Below are 15,670 nucleotides of genomic sequence, written 5' to 3'. Positions count from 1 at the left end.
TATACGAATCCAGGGGTCAGGACGCTTCGGCGCGATGCTCGCGCCGCTTCGCCAGGCGATGATGAACGCCCGCGAACACGAGCGGCACGAAAAACAGCGTCGAGACGGTGGCGAACAGCAGGCCGCCGATCACCGCGCGGCCCAGCGGCGCGTTCTGCTCGGCGCCTTCGCCGAGCCCGAGCGCCATCGGGATCATGCCGATGATCATCGCCAGCGCCGTCATCATGACCGGGCGGATCCGCGTGGCACCCGCTTCCAGCGCGGCCGACAGCGCCGGCACGCCGGCATCGAGCCGCTGCCGCGCGAAGGCCACCACCAGGATCGAGTTGGCGGTCGCCACGCCCACCGTCATGATCGCGCCGGTCAGCGCCGGCACGCTCAGGTGGGTGCCGGTGACGAACAGCATCCAGGCGATCCCGGCCAGCGCCGCGGGCATCGCGCTGATGATGATCAGCGGGTCGATCCAGGACTGGAAGTTCACCACGATCAGCAGGTAGACCAGCACGATCGCCATCGCCACCCCGGCGCCCAGGCCGAAGTAGGAGCTGCGCATGGTGTCGACCTGCCCGCGCAGCGTGATGCTGGTGCCGCGCGGCAGCGTCGCGCGCGCCTTGCCGACCAGCGTGTCGATGTCGGAGGCCACCGCGCCCAGGTCGCGCCCGTCGACGCTGACGTAGAGATCGGTGACGGGCCGGATGTTGTAGTGCGTGACCACCGCCGGATCGACGCTGCGGCGCAGGTCGGCCAGGTTGGCGAGCAGCTGGTAGGGCGCGCCGAGGTTGCCGGTGGCCGCCACCGGCGTGCTGAGCAGGTCGCCCACCGAGTGGATCTGGTATTGCGGCGTCTGGATCGTCAGCGGGTACTGCACGCCCGTCTGCGGATTGACCCAGAAGGTCGGGGTGGTCTGCGAGGTGCCGGCCAGCGAGATCAGCACGTTCTGCGCCACGTTCTGCGCCGACAGGTTCAGTTGCTGCATGCGCGTGCGGTCCATGTAGGCGGTCAGCATCGGCTCGTCGATGCGCTGCAGGATGTGCGCGTCGACCGCGCCCGGCACGGTGCGGATCTGCTTGAGCAGGCGGCTGGCGATCGCCATGTTGGAGACCGCGTCGTTGCCCTGCAGCTGCACGTCGATCGCCGCCGGCTGCCCGAAGTTGAGGATCTGCGTGACGATGTCCGACGGCTGGAAGAAGAACTCGATGCCGGGGAAGCGCTGCGGCAGGATCCGGCGCAGCGTCTCGATGTAGCGATGCGCGGGCGGGTGGCCTTCCTTCAGCGCGATCATGATCTCGCCGTCGAGCGTGCCGATCGTGCCGGCGTTGCTGTAGGACAGGTTGATGCCGCTCGAGGGCAGGCCGAGGTTGTCGACGATGGTGTCGAGCTGGTCCGGCGGCACCACCTCGCGCACCACCTGCTCGACCTGGTCGGCCAGGCGCGCGGTCTCCTCGATGCGGATGCCGGTCTGGGCGCGCATGTGCAGGCGGATGTTGCCGGAATCGACGTTCGGGAAGAAGTCGCGGCCGAGCGCGAAGATCAGCCCGGTCGACAGCAGGCAGAAGCCGAGGAAGGCGATCGCGGCCACCCGGCGGCGCACGATCAGCATGCCGAGCAGCACGATGTAGCCCGCGCGCAGGCGCTCGAAGGCGCGGTCGAAGCCGTGGTGGATGCGCGCGAAACGCGATGGGCGCCGTGCCTGGGCCGGGTCGGTGTCGCCCGGATGCGGGCCGGCGCGGCGGAACAGCAGCATCGCCAGGGTCGGCACCAGGGTGCGCGACAGCACGTAGGAGGCCAGCATCGCGAACACCACCGCCTCGGCCAGCGGCACGAACAGGTAGCGCGCCACGCCGGTCAGGAAGAACATCGGCACGAACACGATGCAGATGCACAGCGTCGACACCAGCGCCGGCACCGCGATCTCCCCGGCGCCGTCGAGGATCGCCTCGCGCAGCCCGGTGCCCAGGTGCAGGTGCCGCTCGATGTTCTCGATGGTCACGGTGGCGTCGTCCACCAGGATCCCGACCGCCAGCGCCAAACCGCCCAGGGTCATGATGTTGATGGTCTGGCCGAGCGCTGAGAGCACCAGGATCGAGGTGAAGATCGACAGCGGGATCGATACCGCGATGATCAGCGTGCTGCGCCAGTTGCCGAGGAACAGCAGGATCATCATCGCGGTCAGCAGCGCGGCGATCAGCGCCTCGTGGATCACGCCCTGCACGGCGGCCTTCACGAACACGGACTGGTCGAACAGCGAGGTGATCTTCAGGTCCGCCGGCAGGGTGGCCGCCACGCTCGGCAGCAGCGCCTTGAGCGCGCCCACCACCTGCAGCGTGGAGGCATCGCCGTTCTTCAGGATCGAGATCAGCACGCCGCGCTGGCCGTCCTTGCGCACCACGTTGGTCTGCGGCGTGAAGCCGTCGCGCACGTGGGCCACGTCGGACAGGTAGATGGTCGCGCCGTTCTGGGTGCGGATCGGCAGCCGGTTCAGCTCGCCCACCGTGTCGGGCGAGGCATTGGTGCCGACCCGGTACTCGGTGGGCCCGATCTTGGCGGTGCCGGTCGGCAGGATCAGGTTCTGCACGCCCACCGCGTTGACCACGTCGGAGGGCGTCAGGCCCTTGGCCATCAGCGCCTGCATGTCGAGGTCGACCGAGATCACGCGCGTGCGGCCCCCATAGGGCGCCGGGATCTGCACGCCGCGCACCGTCACCAGTTGCGGGCGCAGGAAGTTCTGCGCGATGTCGGCCAGCGACTCCTCGCTCAGCGAGGAACTGGACAGGCCCAGCTGCAGCACCGGGATGCTGGAAGCCGAATAGCTGATCACCAGGGGCGGGGTGGCGCCGGGCGGCATCTGCCGCACGATCGACTGCGCCGAGGACACCGTCTGCGCGATCGCGGTCTGGGTGTTCGCGCCCGGCTGCAGGAACACCTTGACGATCGCGATGCCGGGCAGCGTCTGCGATTCGAGATGCTCGATATTGCTGACGGTGGTGGTCAGCGTGCGTTCATGGACCGAGGTGATGCGCTCGGCCATGTCGCGCGCCGAGAAGCCGCTGTAGCTCCAGATCACGCTGATCACCGGGATGTCGATCGACGGCAGCACGTCGGTCGGGGTCCTGACCAGCGCGAGCGGCGTCGCCAGCAGGATCATGATGGCCATCACGATGAACGTGTACGGGCGGCGCAGCGCGAGATTGACGATCCACATGGAGGCAGGAAGGGGGGCGGCTCGAAGGGCGGGGCGAGGATTGGGAGTGGATGATAGTCAGGTGGCCGGGACGCTTTCCTGACACCAAAATGACTGAATTGTCAGAAATGGCCGGATATTCGTCACAGGAATTCGGATTTCGCCCGGTTTCGGTGCTCAGATCTGGTCGGTGCCGATCGCGCGCAGGCCCGCGAGGTCGGTCACGGCGATCTGGTTGTAGGCGAGCGCCAGCAGGCCCAGCCGCTCCAGCTCGCGCAGCGCCTGGTTGACCCGCTGGCGCGACACGCCCACCAGCATGCCGAGTTCCTCCTGCGAGATCGGCAGGGTCGGGCCGGTATCGGGATAGAGATCGGGGTTGAACAATTGCGCGAGCGCCTGCGCCACCCGCGCGTCGACCTCGAGCAGCCGCGCGTTCTGGATCGAGGCGATGAATTCGCCCATGCGATTGTTGAGCTGGCGGATCACGAAGCCGGTGAAGGGCAGGCTGCTGTCGAGCAGGGCATGGAAGGTGTCGGCCGGCACGAACAGCACCAGCGAGCGGCGGATCGCGACCACGTCGTACTTGCGCAGCTCGCGCTTGATCACGCTGCCCTCGCCGAACCAGCCGCCCGAGGGCACGCCCGAGAGCGTGCAGCCGCGCCCCGAGGCGTTGTGGATCGACAGCTTGACCAGCCCGTCGTGCACGCCGATCCAGTCGCTGGAAGGCGCGTTGCGGCGCGCCACCCAGTCGCCGGCCTCGCGCTGCTCGGCGCGCGCATCGGCCAGCACGCGAGCCTGGTGCTCGGGCGCCAGCGCGCGGAACCAGCCGCAGCGCGCGAACAGCGTGGCCAGCAGTTCGGGCGTGATGCGTTCGGGCCAGGCGGGCGCCGCCGCATCATTGAAATCGGCATCGGCGGTGGCCGGCGAAGCCGTCTCGGCGAGGGCCGGCAGGGTGGCGGAAACGGCGTCGGAAGCGGCGTCGGACATGGACAGGGTTAGCGAGCTTAGGGATAACGCGGGTTCGCGACGGGCGAGTCTGTCGTTTCGATGACAGACGGCTCACAATGCGCCGAGTAGCCTAGCGCAATTACGATCGGATCGATATCGCCAATAACGAGCGGGCGCGCCCGCGGGAGACAGCACATGACGCAGTTGTTCGAGACGGGACTGGAGCGGCGCGAGGCCAACTACGTGCCGCTCACGCCGACCGATTTCATCGCGCGCGCGGCGGAGGTGTATGGCGATCGGCTCGCGGTGGTGCATGGCGAGCAGCGCTACACCTGGCGCGAGGCCTATGCCCGCGCGCGGCGCCTGGCCGGCGCGCTGAAGGAGGCCGGCATCGCGCCTGGCGACACGGTGGCGGCGATGCTGCCGAACATTCCGCCGATGCTCGACGCGCACTTCGGCGTGCCGATGGCGGGCGCCGTGCTCAACGCGATCAACACGCGGCTCGACGCCGCCTCGGTGCTGTTCATGCTGCGCCATGGCGAGGCGAAGCTGCTGATCGTCGATACCGAATACGCCGAGGTGGCGCGGCGCGCGGCCGAGGAACTGCCGGGGCTGCGCATCGTCTGCGTGGCCGACGCGATGCCGGCCGATCCCGCCAGCTTCGGCGGCGCCACCGACTACGACGCCTTCCTCGCCGGCGGCGACCCCGACACGCCCTGGGCGCCGCCCGCCGACGAATGGCAGGCGATCGCGCTGAACTACACCTCGGGCACCACCGGCGACCCGAAGGGCGTGGTCTATCACCATCGCGGCGCCTACCTGGCGGCGATCTCCAACCTGCTCGAATGGGACATGCCCAAGCACGCCGTCTACCTGTGGACGCTGCCGATGTTCCACTGCAACGGCTGGTGCTTCCCCTGGGCGATCGCGGCGCGCGCCGGCGTCAACGTCTGCCTGCGCAAGTTCGATCCGCGCACCGTGTTCGAGCTGATCCGCCGCGAGGGAGTCACCCACTACAGCGGCGCGCCGATCGTGCACGGCGCGCTGGCCAATGCGCCGGCCGAGTGGCGCGCCGGCATCGAGCACCGGGTGCATGCCCAGGTGGCGGGCGCCGCGCCCGCGCCGGCCGTGATCGCCAAGATGAAGTCGATCGGCTTCGACCTGATGCATGTCTACGGGCTGACCGAGATCTACGGGCCGGCCAGCGTGTGCGCCACCCAGCAGCACTGGGCCGAGCTGCCCGAGGAGGAGCTCGCGCAGCGCACCGCGCGCCAGGGCGTGCGCTACCACCTGCAGGCCGGTGCGACCGTGCTCGACCCCGACACCATGGCGAGCGTGCCGGCCGACGGCGAGACGCTCGGCGAGATCATGTTCCGCGGCAACATCTGCATGAAGGGTTACCTGAAGAACCCGCGCGCCACCGACGAGGCCTTCGCGGGCGGCTGGTTCCATACCGGCGATCTCGGCGTGCTGACACCGGACGGCTATATCCGCATCAAGGATCGCCGCAAGGACATCATCATCTCGGGCGGCGAGAACATCTCGAGCATCGAGGTGGAGGATGCGCTGTACCGGCATCCGGCCGTCGCGGTGGCCGCCGTGGTGGCGCTGCCCGATCCGAAGTGGGGCGAGGTGCCCTGCGCCTTCGTCGAGCTGCGCGAGGGCATGCAGGCGAGCGAGGCCGAGATCCTCGCGCATTGCCGGAGCCTGCTGGCCGGCTACAAGATGCCCAAGGCGGTGCGCTTCGGCGAATTGCCGAAGACTTCCACCGGCAAGATCCAGAAGTTCCAGTTGCGCACGCTGGTGCGTTCGGACAGCGCGATCGACACGGCGCCGGACGGCAAGAACTAGCCGGCGGCGGGTCGACCGCTTCCCGGCGGGGCGGGCCGGCCGGGCCCGCGCGCCGGGTTCAGCGCGTGACGAAAGGCATCGCCGCCGACGGCGCGCCGCGCGCATGCCGCCGCTGCCGCAGCAGCGCGACCCGGCAGTTCTCGCGCGCCACGTCGTGGCCCGCCTCGTCGAGCAGCACCAGGTCGCCGCGCATCACGTTGAAGGTGATCACGTCGCCGCTCGGCGAGGCCAGCGTCTCGGGCGTGTGCACCGAACCGGCCGGCTCCAGCACCGTGCTGCCGGCGCGCGCCACCCAGTCGTATTCGCGGTAGCGCCATTCCCCTTCCAGCGTGTAGACGAACACCGTGCCTTCGTGGCGATGGCGCGGCAGCGTGGTGCCGACCGGCATGCGCAGCAGCACGCTCAGCTCGTCGCGGGCGACATCGATATGCAGGTACTTGATGGCGAGGCCGGGCAGCGCGTCGGCCATCGGCAGCCACGGCAGGTCGTCGTGCTGCAGGCAATGGATCGGCGGCAGCGCGAGGGGCGGGGCGGAGGCGGGGGAGCTCATGGGCGCGCGGGGTGGGTGGTCCTGGTGCGCGATTATGGCAGAGGCGCATGGCTTGAGCGCGGCGGCACGATTTGCTAGCATCGCCGGGGCGCTGGGCCGGCGGCTTGCCGGCCCGCCCGCGGAGCCGTCGCGCGATGGCTTCTCAACCGATCCGATGCTGTTCCGATTGATTCGTCATGCAGACGAATCAATCGGAACAGCATCGGCGCAACCGGACTGACCACAACAATGACACGATTCACTCGCTACGGGATCGCGATGCCGCTCGCCTCGCTGATCCTCTCGACGTCATGCCTGGCCGTGCATGCCGCCGAATACCGCGCCAATTCCACCGTCCTGTCGAACGACATCGTCTACGACGTGCATGCCGACGGCAGCTATACCAAGGACGTCGCCGAACTCGATCGCATCGACACCGAGCAGGGCGTGCGCGAGGGCGGCGAATCCTCGCTGGGCTACAGCACCTCGCTGCAGGCGCTCGAGATCGTCGAGGCCTACACGCTGACCCGGGACGGCCGCCGCATCGACGTGACGCCGGACCAGATCCGCGAGCAGCAGAGCCCGGCCAGCGCGCGCGCGCCGATGTTCGTCGACCAGCGGCTCAAGGTGGTGGTGTTCCCGGCGGTGGAGGTCGGCGCGAAGCTGATGCTGCGTTACCGCCTCACCCAGAAGACGCCGCTGTTCCCCGGGCAGTTCTCGGCGCTCGAGCAGTTCAGCGACGACGTCCCGCGCGAATCGATGCAGCTGACGGTGCGCGCGCCGGCGGCGATGCCGCTGCAGGCAGACGCGGTCGACCTGCCGGGCGGCCGCCAGCCCGGCGAGGCGGGCATCCAGGTCTGGCGCTGGTCGCTGTCGAAGCAGCCGGCGCGCACGCCGGAGCTGTATTCCACCGCCAGCCTCGACCGCAGCCCGCGCGTGGCGATCACCAGCTTCGCCGACTATGCCGCGATCGGCGCGGCCTACCAGCAGCGCGCGATGCCGAAGGCGGCCGTCACGCCGAAGGTGCGGGCCCTGGCCGATTCGCTGACCGAAGGCGTGAGCGACCGGCGCCGCCAGGCCGAGATCCTCTACGACTGGGTCAGCACGCATATCCGCTACGTGGCGCTCTATCTCGGCCTGGGCGGCGTGGTGCCGCACGACGCCGATGCGATCCTGGCCGCCGCCTACGGCGATTGCAAGGACCACGTGACCCTGCTCGAGGCCCTGCTGGCCGCCAAGGGTATCGCCAGCCAGCCGGTGCTGGTCAATAGCGGCAACACCTACTGGGTACCGAAGGTCGCGCTGCCGCTCGGCGTGTTCGACCACGCCATCACCTATCTCCCCGAGTTCGACCTGTATGTCGATTCGACCGCCATGCTGGCGCGCTTCGGCGTGCTGCCGTCCTCCGAACTCGGCAAGCGCGGTCTGCTGGCCGGCACCGACAAGCAGGCGGGCAGCCTGCGCACCCTGCCGCTCGGCGATCCGGCCCACGACACGGTGCGCGTGACCCGGCGCGTCGCCATGGAGGCCGACGGCACGCTGCAGGGCAGCGGGCAGATCGACAACGAAGGCATCTTCGACCTCAACGCGCGCAGCGTGTTCGCCTCGCTGCCGCCGGGCATGGAGGCCCAGGTCGCGGAGCGCATCCTCGCCCTCACGGGGCAGGACGGCACCGGCACCTATCACTACGCCGACGTGCGCGATCTCGGCAAGCCCTTCGTCTATGGCTCGGAGTTCCGCCTGCCCGAGTACGCGCTGCTGCCGGGGCCGGGTGCGATCCCGGTGCCGGTGGGGCTGGGCAGTATCAACGGCATCGCCTCGACCTTCGACGCCGCGGGGCTGGAGACGCGGCAAACCTCGATCGCGATGGCGGCAAGGCATGTGGTGGAGACCACCATCGTCACCTTGGCGCCCGGCGTGCGGGTTCCGCGCCTGCCCAAGCCGGTGGCGATCGATTCGCCGCTGGGCAGCTACCGGGCCAGCTATCGTCACGACGGCAGCGACGGCGCGGTCGTGACGGTCACGCGGGACCTGCTGCTGAAGCCTTCGGGCCCGCTGATCACCCCGGCCGATTACCCGGCGTTCCGCAAGTTCGCGCTGGCGGTCAAGCGCGAGTTGCGCACCCAGTTGGTCTACTGAGCGGCTCGCGCCGCTTCGCCCCGTCCGACGCGGGTTCGGATGAGGGCGCCGGCCGCCGGCCGATCGGCGGTATATAGCAGGGCAGGCGCGTGGTGCCGCTTTGGCGGCCCGCGCGCGGCCCGGCCCGCCATCCAGACGATGACCCGCATCCCATCCCATTCCGTGCTGCCCGATTTCGCGCTGCCGGCCCGTGAGGGCCCGGCCGGCGCGCGCCCCGCTTCGGTCGGGCCGTCAGCGGCGTCCCCGGGCGCCGCCGACGCGCCGATCGCCGGGCTCAGGACGCTGGGCGTCGACGGCAAACGCTCGCGCGGCGGTATCGATCCGCTGCGCCGCGAGGAGACGCGGGAGCGGCTCGGCCGGCTGCGCACCGAACTGGCCCGCATCCGGCCGCTGCCCGATACGGCCGAGGCGGCGCGCGAGGCGATCCTGATGGCGATGGCGCGCGCCGGCCTGACCAGCTGGAGCCTGCCCGGGCTGCGGGATGCGGCGACCCTGGCCTATCGCGACGGCTCCCGCCGCCTCGCGCTGATCTCGCACGCGATCATCCTCAATCCCTGGGGCGCGTTCCGGATCGTCGACCTGCGGGCCGGCGCGCAGGTCTATTTCGAACTGGCCGGCGCGGGGCCGCGCGATTTCGTGGCGCCGCGCGATCGGCAATCGATTGCCGGCGTGGCCGTGAAGCTCGGCCGCAAGGGCGCCTGAGCGGGACCAATGCCATCGCGTCGGGCTCGCGCCCTAAGACCCGCGAATCCTTGCTCGCCCGTCGGAACCCACCACCGAGCCATGCCTACCTGACTAGCTGCGTCACCACGCCGTCCTTGCCCGGTAGGTCACGCGACTGCGCATAGGCCTCGTCGAGCAGGCGGCGCCCGGCGTCGATCCGCGCCGACGCGCTCGGCGCGCCGAGCACCACCGCGAACACGCGACGCGCCATCGGCGGTGCCGCCTGCCGGCGCCGCGCGGTCGCGACGATGCAGTAGCCGGCCGCCTGCGTATGTCCCGTCTTCAGCCCGTCGACGCCCGGCGCACTGCCGAGCAGCCAGTTCTTGTTGCGCTTGTGGAAGCTGCCATGGGCGAATTGCTGCCGCGCCGAGTAGCGGTAGTAGACCGGGAAATCGGCCGTCAGGCGGCGCGCCAGCGTGGCGAGATCGCGTGCCGTGCTGTGGTTGCCGGGCGTGGTGATGCCCGAGGGCGTGGTGTAGTGCGTGTGCGTCATGCCCAGGCGCCGCGCGGTGTCGTTCATCCTCTGCTCGAAACCGGCGCGCGAGCCGCCCACCCGGCGCGCCAGCACCATCGCCGCGTCGTTGGCCGAGGCGACGATCAGGCCGCCCACCAGGTCCTCGACCGTGACGCTCCGGCCGGCCACCAGGTACATGCGCGCCTCGTCCTGGCCGAGATCGGCGAGATCGGCGCCATCCACCCGCAGCGTCTCGTCGAGCCGCAGCGCGCCGCGCCGCAACGCGTCGAGCACCACATAGGCCGTCATCAGCTTGGTGAGCGAAGCGGGTTGGCGTTCGGCATCGGCATCGTGTTCCCCGAGGACGCGGCCCGATTCGCCATCGACCACCAGCCAGGCGGCGGCATGGATCGGCGAGTCGGCGCCGACGGCATTCGCGTGGCGAGGCGTTGCCCGCGCGGGCGCGACGCCGATCAGCAGGCCGGCAAGGGATGGGAGCAACAGCCGAGGCAGGCGGCGGATCGGTTTCATCGAAGTCGGTCGGGCTCGATTGCTGGGGTGAGGGAATCGGAGCGCCGCATCATAAGCGTGACGGCCGCACCTGCCGATGCCGTATCGGCATGCCTTGATGCCGGAATGGCATGAGGCGCCCGCGCCGCCGCGCAGCCGGTGGATGACAGCCCCGCCGATGTCGGCGATACTGCGCCGCTTCGCTTTCCGACTTCGCCCGCCACCATGAACCCGATCCTGCTCGATCGCGTCACGCCGGCCGATGCCGCCGACCTGATTGCCGCCAACCGCGCCAGCCAGGCCCATCACCTGCCTTGGGTCGCCTCCTTCACCGACCAGGCCGGCTTCGACGCCTGGTTCGCGCGCTGCGAGAGCGGGCCGCAGCTCGGCTTCGTCGCGCGCGAGCGCGCCTCGCGGCAGGTGGTCGGCGTGATCAACCTGAGCGAGATCGTGCGCGGCGCGTTCCACAACGCCTATCTCGGCTACTACGGGATGGCGGCCTTCGCCGGGCGCGGGCTGATGCGCGAGGCACTGCGGCAGGTGCTCGGCCACGCCTTCGGCGAAGCCGGCCTGCATCGCCTCGAAGCCAATATCCAGCCCGGCAATACGGCCTCGATCGCGCTGGTCAGGCGGCTCGGGTTTCGCCTCGAGGGTTATTCGCCGCGTTACCTGCGCATCGACGGCGAATGGCGCGACCACGAGCGCTGGGCGCTGCTGGCCGACGAATTCGACGGCGCCTGAGCGCATCGCCCGCCGGCCCTGCCGGCCTGCCAGCCGCGCCGCCAAAGCGGGTAGACTGCGCGTTTCCCGTTTTTCGACCTCCTGGAGCCGCGTGTGAAACACGTCCTCATCATCGGCATCGGCGCCGGCAATCCCGACTACCTGACCCTGCAGGCCATCGACGCGCTGCGGCGCGCCGACGTGTTCTTCGTGATGGACAAGGGCGCGGTCAAGGAGAAGCTGATCGTCCTGCGGCGCGAGATCATCGAGCGCCACGCCGGCCAGCGGCCCTGGCGCATCGTCGAGGCGGCCAGCCCCGAGCGCGGCCCGGATGGCGACAGCTACGTGGGCGCGGTCGAGCAACTGAACCGCGACAAGCAGCAGGTGTTCGAGCGCCTGATCGGCGAGGAGCTGCGCGACGGCGAATGCGGCGCCTTCCTGGTTTGGGGCGATCCCGCGCTCTACGACAGCACCATGCGCATCGTCGCCGCGATCGCCGCCGGCGGCCGCCACGACTTCGAGCACGAGGTGATTCCCGGCATCAGCAGCGTGCAGGCGCTGGCCGCGCGGCACCGCATCGCGCTCAACGAGATCGGCCGCGCGGTCGAGATCGTCAACGGCCGCGGGCTCGGCGCGCGCCTGCCCGAGGCGGTCGACAGCGTGGTGGTGATGCTCGATGCGCACAACGCCTTCGAGCGCGTCGAGGACGATGTCGACATCTACTGGGGCGCCTACGTGGGCACGCCCGACGAGATCCTGGTGGCGGGGCGTCTCGCCGAGGTCAAGCGGGAGATCGTGCGCGTGCGGGCCGAGGCGCGCGCGCGCCACGGCTGGATCATGGATACCTATCTGCTGAAGAAGCGCGCGCGGCCGCAGGGCTGAAGCGCGGCGCGGCGCCCGCCTGTTGCGCGCCTCCCGCGCGGCGCCCCGCGATCAGAAGCGATGGCGGATGCCGCCGGCGACCAGCAACTGGCTGCGCCCGCTCGACGGATCGGCGCTGTTGATCACCGCCAGCGCGCCCGACGAGGCGCGTTGCAGCAGCGTCTCGGCATACACGTCGGTGCGCTTCGAGAACTGGTAGACGGCCTGCGCGGCGCCTTGCTGCCAGTGCGCGGCATTGCCGTGCGTGTAGGTGAGCATGCCCGCCAGCGCGAGCGCGGCCGTTGCCTGCCAGACCGCATTGACCTCGTAGTTCGAGAACGCCATCGAGGGCAGCGCAATGCCGCTGTCGGTGTTCGACACTCCCGTGTAGATCGCCCGCGACCAGGCGGCGCCCAGCGTCACCTGGCCGATCGCGTAGCTGGCGCCGGCCGCGACGATGTCCTGGCGCTGCGCGCCGAGCGGGGCCGGCGTGCCGTCCTCGCCCGGCAGGCTGGCCGGATCGTAGGCGCCGCCGGCGGCGAGGCCGCGCCCGTCGTGGTGCATCCAGGCCACGCCGGCGCTGAGGGCCTCGTGCGTGTAGTTCGCGGCGATCCCGTAGGCGCGGTTCCGTGCGAAGCGGCCGGCGCCGTTCGACAGCGCATAGAGGCCGCCGAAGCTGAGGCCGCCGTAGCTGGCGCTGGCGTATTTCACCGCGTTGGCGGCCAGGTAGGTGTTGTTGGCGTTGTCGTTGTCGAAGGGATGGGCGAAGGCGGTGCCGCCCGTGCCGCCGGTCAGCGTGAACGGCGCGGCGTAGTCGTGGATCAGGTCGTATTGATGGCCGAGCGTGAGCGTGCCGAGTCGATCCGATTGCAGGCCGACATAGCTCGGGTGATCGTTCAACTGGCTGCCGGCGGTGACGGTGAAGCCGCGCTCCAGCCGGAACAGCGCCTTGGCGCCGCCGCCGAGATCCTCGCTGCCCTGCAGGCCCCAGTAGCTGCCGTCGATCAGGCCGGAGGTGGCGAGGTACTGCGCATGGCCGCCGACGTTGCTGAGGTAGGCCAGGCCGCTGTCGAGCTCGCCGTAGAGGGACAGGCTCTGGGCCGAGGCGCCGCTGCCCAGGCCGGCGAGCAGGCAGGCGGCGAGGGCGCGCGAGGCGGCGGGCGGCATGGCGATGCCGGGGATCGGGCGCACGTTGGGCGCCCGGTTTCGCGGGCGCGAAGGCCGGCCTGGCCGGCGCGCGGTCGGGTTGGTTGTCATGGTGGCTCCACGGGGTTGCGCGCCCCGAGCGGTCCGATCTTCACGACGAAGGGAGGTCTGGCTTCCGTCGCGCGGGCGCAAGGCCGACGCGAACGGTCACAGTGGCGCGACCGCGCCGGATTCGCACCGGCTTCCACGATTCGTCGTTCGTTTATGGGGATTCGTCTGGTTTTGTGTTGCTGCTTTGTACTGCTGCTTCGGGTCGATTCGGCGCGGCTGGCCGCGGCGAAACGGGGACAGCATAACGGAGGCCGGCGGGGAAACCAAGGGCCGGCTGCGCGCGCTTCGGGGCGTGCCACGGCGAGGCATGCCGGGGCTTGGCGCCGGGCTCGGGTTGTCCGCGAAAGCCGCGCTCAGCCGAACCAGCGACAGGTGCGCGCCCAGCGCTCGAACAGCCCCGGCCACGAGGCCGGCTCGCTGTCGGGCGTGCCGAGCGCCCAGCCGTGGCCGCCGGTCTGGTAGACGTGCAGGGCCGCCGGCACGCGTGCGTTGCGCAGGGCGGTGTGGGCCAGCAGCACGTTGTCGACCGGCACCACCGGATCGTCGACGGCTTGCGCGAGGAAGGTCCTGGGCGCGTTGGCGTCGATCCGCAGCACCGGCGAGAGCGATTCGGCGGTGCCCGGCAGCGGCGTGTCGCCGAGCAGGTGGCGGTGCGAGCGCGTGCGGTCGAAGGGCGGCAGCAGCGTCAGCACCGGATAGAGCAGGGCGGCGAGGTTGGGACGCGCCGACAGGCGGTCGATGCCGTCGGCTTCCGGATAACGGCGCGCGTTCGGGTCGAAGGCGGTCATCCCGGCCAGATGGCCGCCCGCCGAAAAACCCAGGATCGCGATCCGGTTCGGATCGAAGCCGTCGCGCTGCGCGCGCGAACGAATCACGCGCATCGCGCGCTGGCCGTCCTGCAGCGGCGCGGTGCGCACCCAGCCCTGCTCGGGCAGGCGGTACACCAGCTCGAAGGCGATCACGCCGCGCGAGGCGAGCCAGCGGCACACGGGGCCGCTTTCATGGGCCAGCTCGACGCGTTCGTAGCCGCCGCCGGCGATCACCAGCGCGGCGGCGCCGTTCGGCGTGGCCGGGCGGTAGACATGCAGGCGCGGCGCGACCACGCCCGTCACGGCGCCGTGACGAACCACCTGCTCGCCGTCAAACACCGCGCCGGGCAGCGCGTCGGGCGGGTTGCCGGGCCACAGACGGATCGCCTCGTCGGGCAAGAGGCGCGGGGCGCCGGCCGGCGGCGCGGCCGGGGCGGACGGCTCCTGGGCCCGCGCGCCGGGCAGCATGGCCGTGAGCCAGCCGCCGACGGCGGCGCCGAGCAGGTTGCGACGGGAGTCATCCATGACGCGGGCGAGATTCGTTCTGATTTGGCATGTACCACGCATTTAACCGCATCGCGGCGTACGCGATGTGACGGAATGTATAAATCTCGTGTCGGTTCGTGCGCTCGGGCGCATTTCCGCGCCACGTCCCCTCGGCGGCGACCGTCCCGCCAGGCTGGTCCATGCGCGGCGCGTTCCCGTGTCATCATGGCGGGCGCGCCACGCCGTTCGGGGCGGCCGATCCGCTATCCAGATCCGACCCCCGTCGAACGGCACGCGCTCCCAAGGACCTGCCCCAAGCCATTCCGTGTCATCCGCCGTCGCCTCTCCACCGCCTTACGCGTTCTACTACCTCGACAACTTCGAGCGTGCGCTCGGCTGGCTCGCCGAACGCTACGACGACCTGTTCGACATCGCCGAGCGCGCCTTCCTGCGCGATTTCGCGGCCTTGCCGCGCCCCTCGCGCGCGCTGCTGGTGCGCATGCTGATGCGCAGCGGGCCGTATTTCCGCCAGAGCAAGCTGAATTACCAGGAGATCGGCGCGACCGCGGCGGCGGCCGAGCCGCTGGTGATGCTGGGCTGGCTCGACGCGGCGCCGCCGCTGACGCTCGACGGCGTATTCGCGCTGGCCACGCGGCCCGAGCTGGCGCAGCGCTTCCCGGCGCCCAGGGGCGCGCGCAAGGGCGACTGGCTGGAGGCGCTGCGCGAGCAACACGAGGCCGAGCAGCCCTTCGAGGCCTGGCTGCCGGCCACCGGCGATCGCGTGTTCGAGGTTCGGATCGACGCATTGTGCGACCGGCTGCGGCTGATGTTCTTCGGCAACCTGCACCAGGACTGGTCCGAATTCGTGCTGGCCGACCTGGGCGTGTTCCAGTACGAGACGGTGGCCTTCGAGCCGTCCTCGCGCGCCTTCCAGCAGCGCGCCGACGTCGATGTCTACCTGGCCTTGTTCCTGTGCCGCGAGGCGCTCGGCGCCTGGCCCGAGGACCGGCCCCACGACGAGCTGACCCGCCACGTGAACGCGATCGACTGCGCGCAGGCCTGGCTGGCGACGCGGCGCGCGAAGCTGCTGCACCAGATCGGCAATGCCTGCGAGCGGCGCGAGGACTGGGCCGGCGCGCTTGACGCCTATGGCGCCAGCGCCTGGCCCGGCAGCCGGCACCGGCGGGTGCGCGTGCTGGAGA

General features: G+C 70.5%; 11 protein-coding genes, 1 pseudogene and 1 riboswitch. Of the genes and pseudogenes, 6 read left to right on the top strand and 6 right to left on the bottom strand.

What is annotated here, in order from left to right; genetic code table 11:
- Positions 1 to 16 precede the first annotated feature (16 nt).
- Together F3J18_RS15830 and F3J18_RS15825 are read right to left on the bottom strand one after the other, a co-directional pair.
- Positions 17 to 3,202, bottom strand: a complete 3,186-nt coding sequence (locus F3J18_RS15830) for an efflux RND transporter permease subunit (RefSeq protein ID WP_025098947.1) — start codon at positions 3,200 to 3,202, stop codon at positions 17 to 19.
- Positions 3,203 to 3,358: 156 nt separating this feature from the next.
- A complete protein-coding gene (locus F3J18_RS15825) occupies positions 3,359 to 4,168 on the bottom strand; it encodes a Crp/Fnr family transcriptional regulator (RefSeq protein ID WP_025098946.1) in 810 nt (269 codons plus the stop codon).
- A 156-nt stretch (positions 4,169 to 4,324) separates the two neighbouring features.
- Here F3J18_RS15825 and F3J18_RS15820 point away from each other — a divergent pair, with 156 nt between their 5' ends.
- Positions 4,325 to 5,980, top strand: a complete 1,656-nt coding sequence (locus F3J18_RS15820; protein WP_025098945.1) for an acyl-CoA synthetase — start codon at positions 4,325 to 4,327, stop codon at positions 5,978 to 5,980.
- 58 nt (positions 5,981 to 6,038) lie between these two features.
- Here F3J18_RS15820 and F3J18_RS15815 read toward each other — a convergent pair whose 3' ends face one another.
- Positions 6,039 to 6,530, bottom strand: coding sequence for a 2,4'-dihydroxyacetophenone dioxygenase family protein (locus F3J18_RS15815; protein WP_025098944.1), 492 nt, complete (start codon positions 6,528 to 6,530; stop codon positions 6,039 to 6,041).
- Between the two features lie 228 nt (positions 6,531 to 6,758).
- On the opposite strand from F3J18_RS15815, the gene F3J18_RS15810 reads away from it, so the two are divergent.
- Entirely contained in the window at positions 6,759 to 8,648 is a 1,890-nt protein-coding gene (locus F3J18_RS15810) for a DUF3857 domain-containing protein (RefSeq protein WP_240154708.1), read from the top strand.
- Between the two features lie 138 nt (positions 8,649 to 8,786).
- Entirely contained in the window at positions 8,787 to 9,350 is a 564-nt protein-coding gene (locus F3J18_RS15805; protein ID WP_166913289.1) for a hypothetical protein, read from the top strand.
- An 85-nt stretch (positions 9,351 to 9,435) separates the two neighbouring features.
- On the opposite strand, the gene F3J18_RS15800 is transcribed toward F3J18_RS15805, so the two are convergent.
- Positions 9,436 to 10,356 (bottom strand): D-alanyl-D-alanine carboxypeptidase family protein, encoded by a 921-nt coding sequence (locus F3J18_RS15800; RefSeq protein WP_166913288.1) that lies wholly within the window; start codon positions 10,354 to 10,356, stop codon positions 9,436 to 9,438.
- A 204-nt stretch (positions 10,357 to 10,560) separates the two neighbouring features.
- Here F3J18_RS15800 and F3J18_RS15795 point away from each other — a divergent pair, with 204 nt between their 5' ends.
- Both F3J18_RS15795 and cobF read left to right on the top strand, forming a co-directional pair.
- The gene (locus F3J18_RS15795; RefSeq protein WP_166913287.1) at positions 10,561 to 11,076 is read left to right on the top strand and encodes a GNAT family protein; all 516 of its coding nucleotides are present in this window, start codon (positions 10,561 to 10,563) and stop codon (positions 11,074 to 11,076) included.
- Positions 11,077 to 11,169: 93 nt separating this feature from the next.
- Complete coding sequence (gene cobF, locus F3J18_RS15790; RefSeq protein ID WP_166913286.1) at positions 11,170 to 11,937, top strand: precorrin-6A synthase (deacetylating); 768 nt, start codon at positions 11,170 to 11,172, stop codon at positions 11,935 to 11,937.
- A 51-nt stretch (positions 11,938 to 11,988) separates the two neighbouring features.
- On the opposite strand, the gene F3J18_RS15785 is transcribed toward cobF, so the two are convergent.
- Positions 11,989 to 13,173, bottom strand: coding sequence for a porin (locus tag F3J18_RS15785; protein ID WP_205195438.1), 1,185 nt, complete (start codon positions 13,171 to 13,173; stop codon positions 11,989 to 11,991).
- Positions 13,174 to 13,202: 29 nt separating this feature from the next.
- Positions 13,203 to 13,354: riboswitch (cobalamin riboswitch) on the bottom strand.
- A 172-nt stretch (positions 13,355 to 13,526) separates the two neighbouring features.
- Positions 13,527 to 14,507, bottom strand: a complete 981-nt coding sequence (locus F3J18_RS15780) for an alpha/beta hydrolase (RefSeq protein ID WP_025098937.1) — start codon at positions 14,505 to 14,507, stop codon at positions 13,527 to 13,529.
- Between the two features lie 286 nt (positions 14,508 to 14,793).
- Here F3J18_RS15780 and F3J18_RS15775 point away from each other — a divergent pair.
- Positions 14,794 to 15,670 (top strand): annotated as a pseudogene (locus F3J18_RS15775) (VRR-NUC domain-containing protein); the annotation flags it as partial.

Source organism: Burkholderia sp. Ax-1720 (genome assembly GCF_011753035.1).
Classification (GTDB): Bacteria; Pseudomonadota; Gammaproteobacteria; order Burkholderiales; family Burkholderiaceae; genus Burkholderia; species Burkholderia gladioli.
Note: the sequence above shows the minus strand (reverse complement) of the source record. Positions and strands in the feature narration are given on the sequence as shown.

Excerpts from the sequence above, each read along its gene's own strand:
- F3J18_RS15820 (WP_025098945.1), top strand. The coding sequence starts at position 4,325 with ATGACGCAGTTGTTCGAGACGGGACTGGAGCGGCGCGAGGCCAACTAC.
- F3J18_RS15825 (WP_025098946.1), bottom strand. The coding sequence starts at position 4,168 with ATGTCCGACGCCGCTTCCGACGCCGTTTCCGCCACCCTGCCGGCCCTC.
- F3J18_RS15800 (WP_166913288.1), bottom strand. The coding sequence starts at position 10,356 with ATGAAACCGATCCGCCGCCTGCCTCGGCTGTTGCTCCCATCCCTTGCC.
- F3J18_RS15785 (WP_205195438.1), bottom strand. The coding sequence starts at position 13,173 with ATGACAACCAACCCGACCGCGCGCCGGCCAGGCCGGCCTTCGCGCCCG.
- F3J18_RS15795 (WP_166913287.1), top strand. The coding sequence starts at position 10,561 with ATGAACCCGATCCTGCTCGATCGCGTCACGCCGGCCGATGCCGCCGAC.
- F3J18_RS15830 (WP_025098947.1), bottom strand. The coding sequence starts at position 3,202 with ATGTGGATCGTCAATCTCGCGCTGCGCCGCCCGTACACGTTCATCGTG.
- F3J18_RS15805 (WP_166913289.1), top strand. The coding sequence starts at position 8,787 with ATGACCCGCATCCCATCCCATTCCGTGCTGCCCGATTTCGCGCTGCCG.
- F3J18_RS15780 (WP_025098937.1), bottom strand. The coding sequence starts at position 14,507 with ATGGATGACTCCCGTCGCAACCTGCTCGGCGCCGCCGTCGGCGGCTGG.
- F3J18_RS15815 (WP_025098944.1), bottom strand. The coding sequence starts at position 6,530 with ATGAGCTCCCCCGCCTCCGCCCCGCCCCTCGCGCTGCCGCCGATCCAT.
- F3J18_RS15810 (WP_240154708.1), top strand. The coding sequence starts at position 6,759 with ATGACACGATTCACTCGCTACGGGATCGCGATGCCGCTCGCCTCGCTG.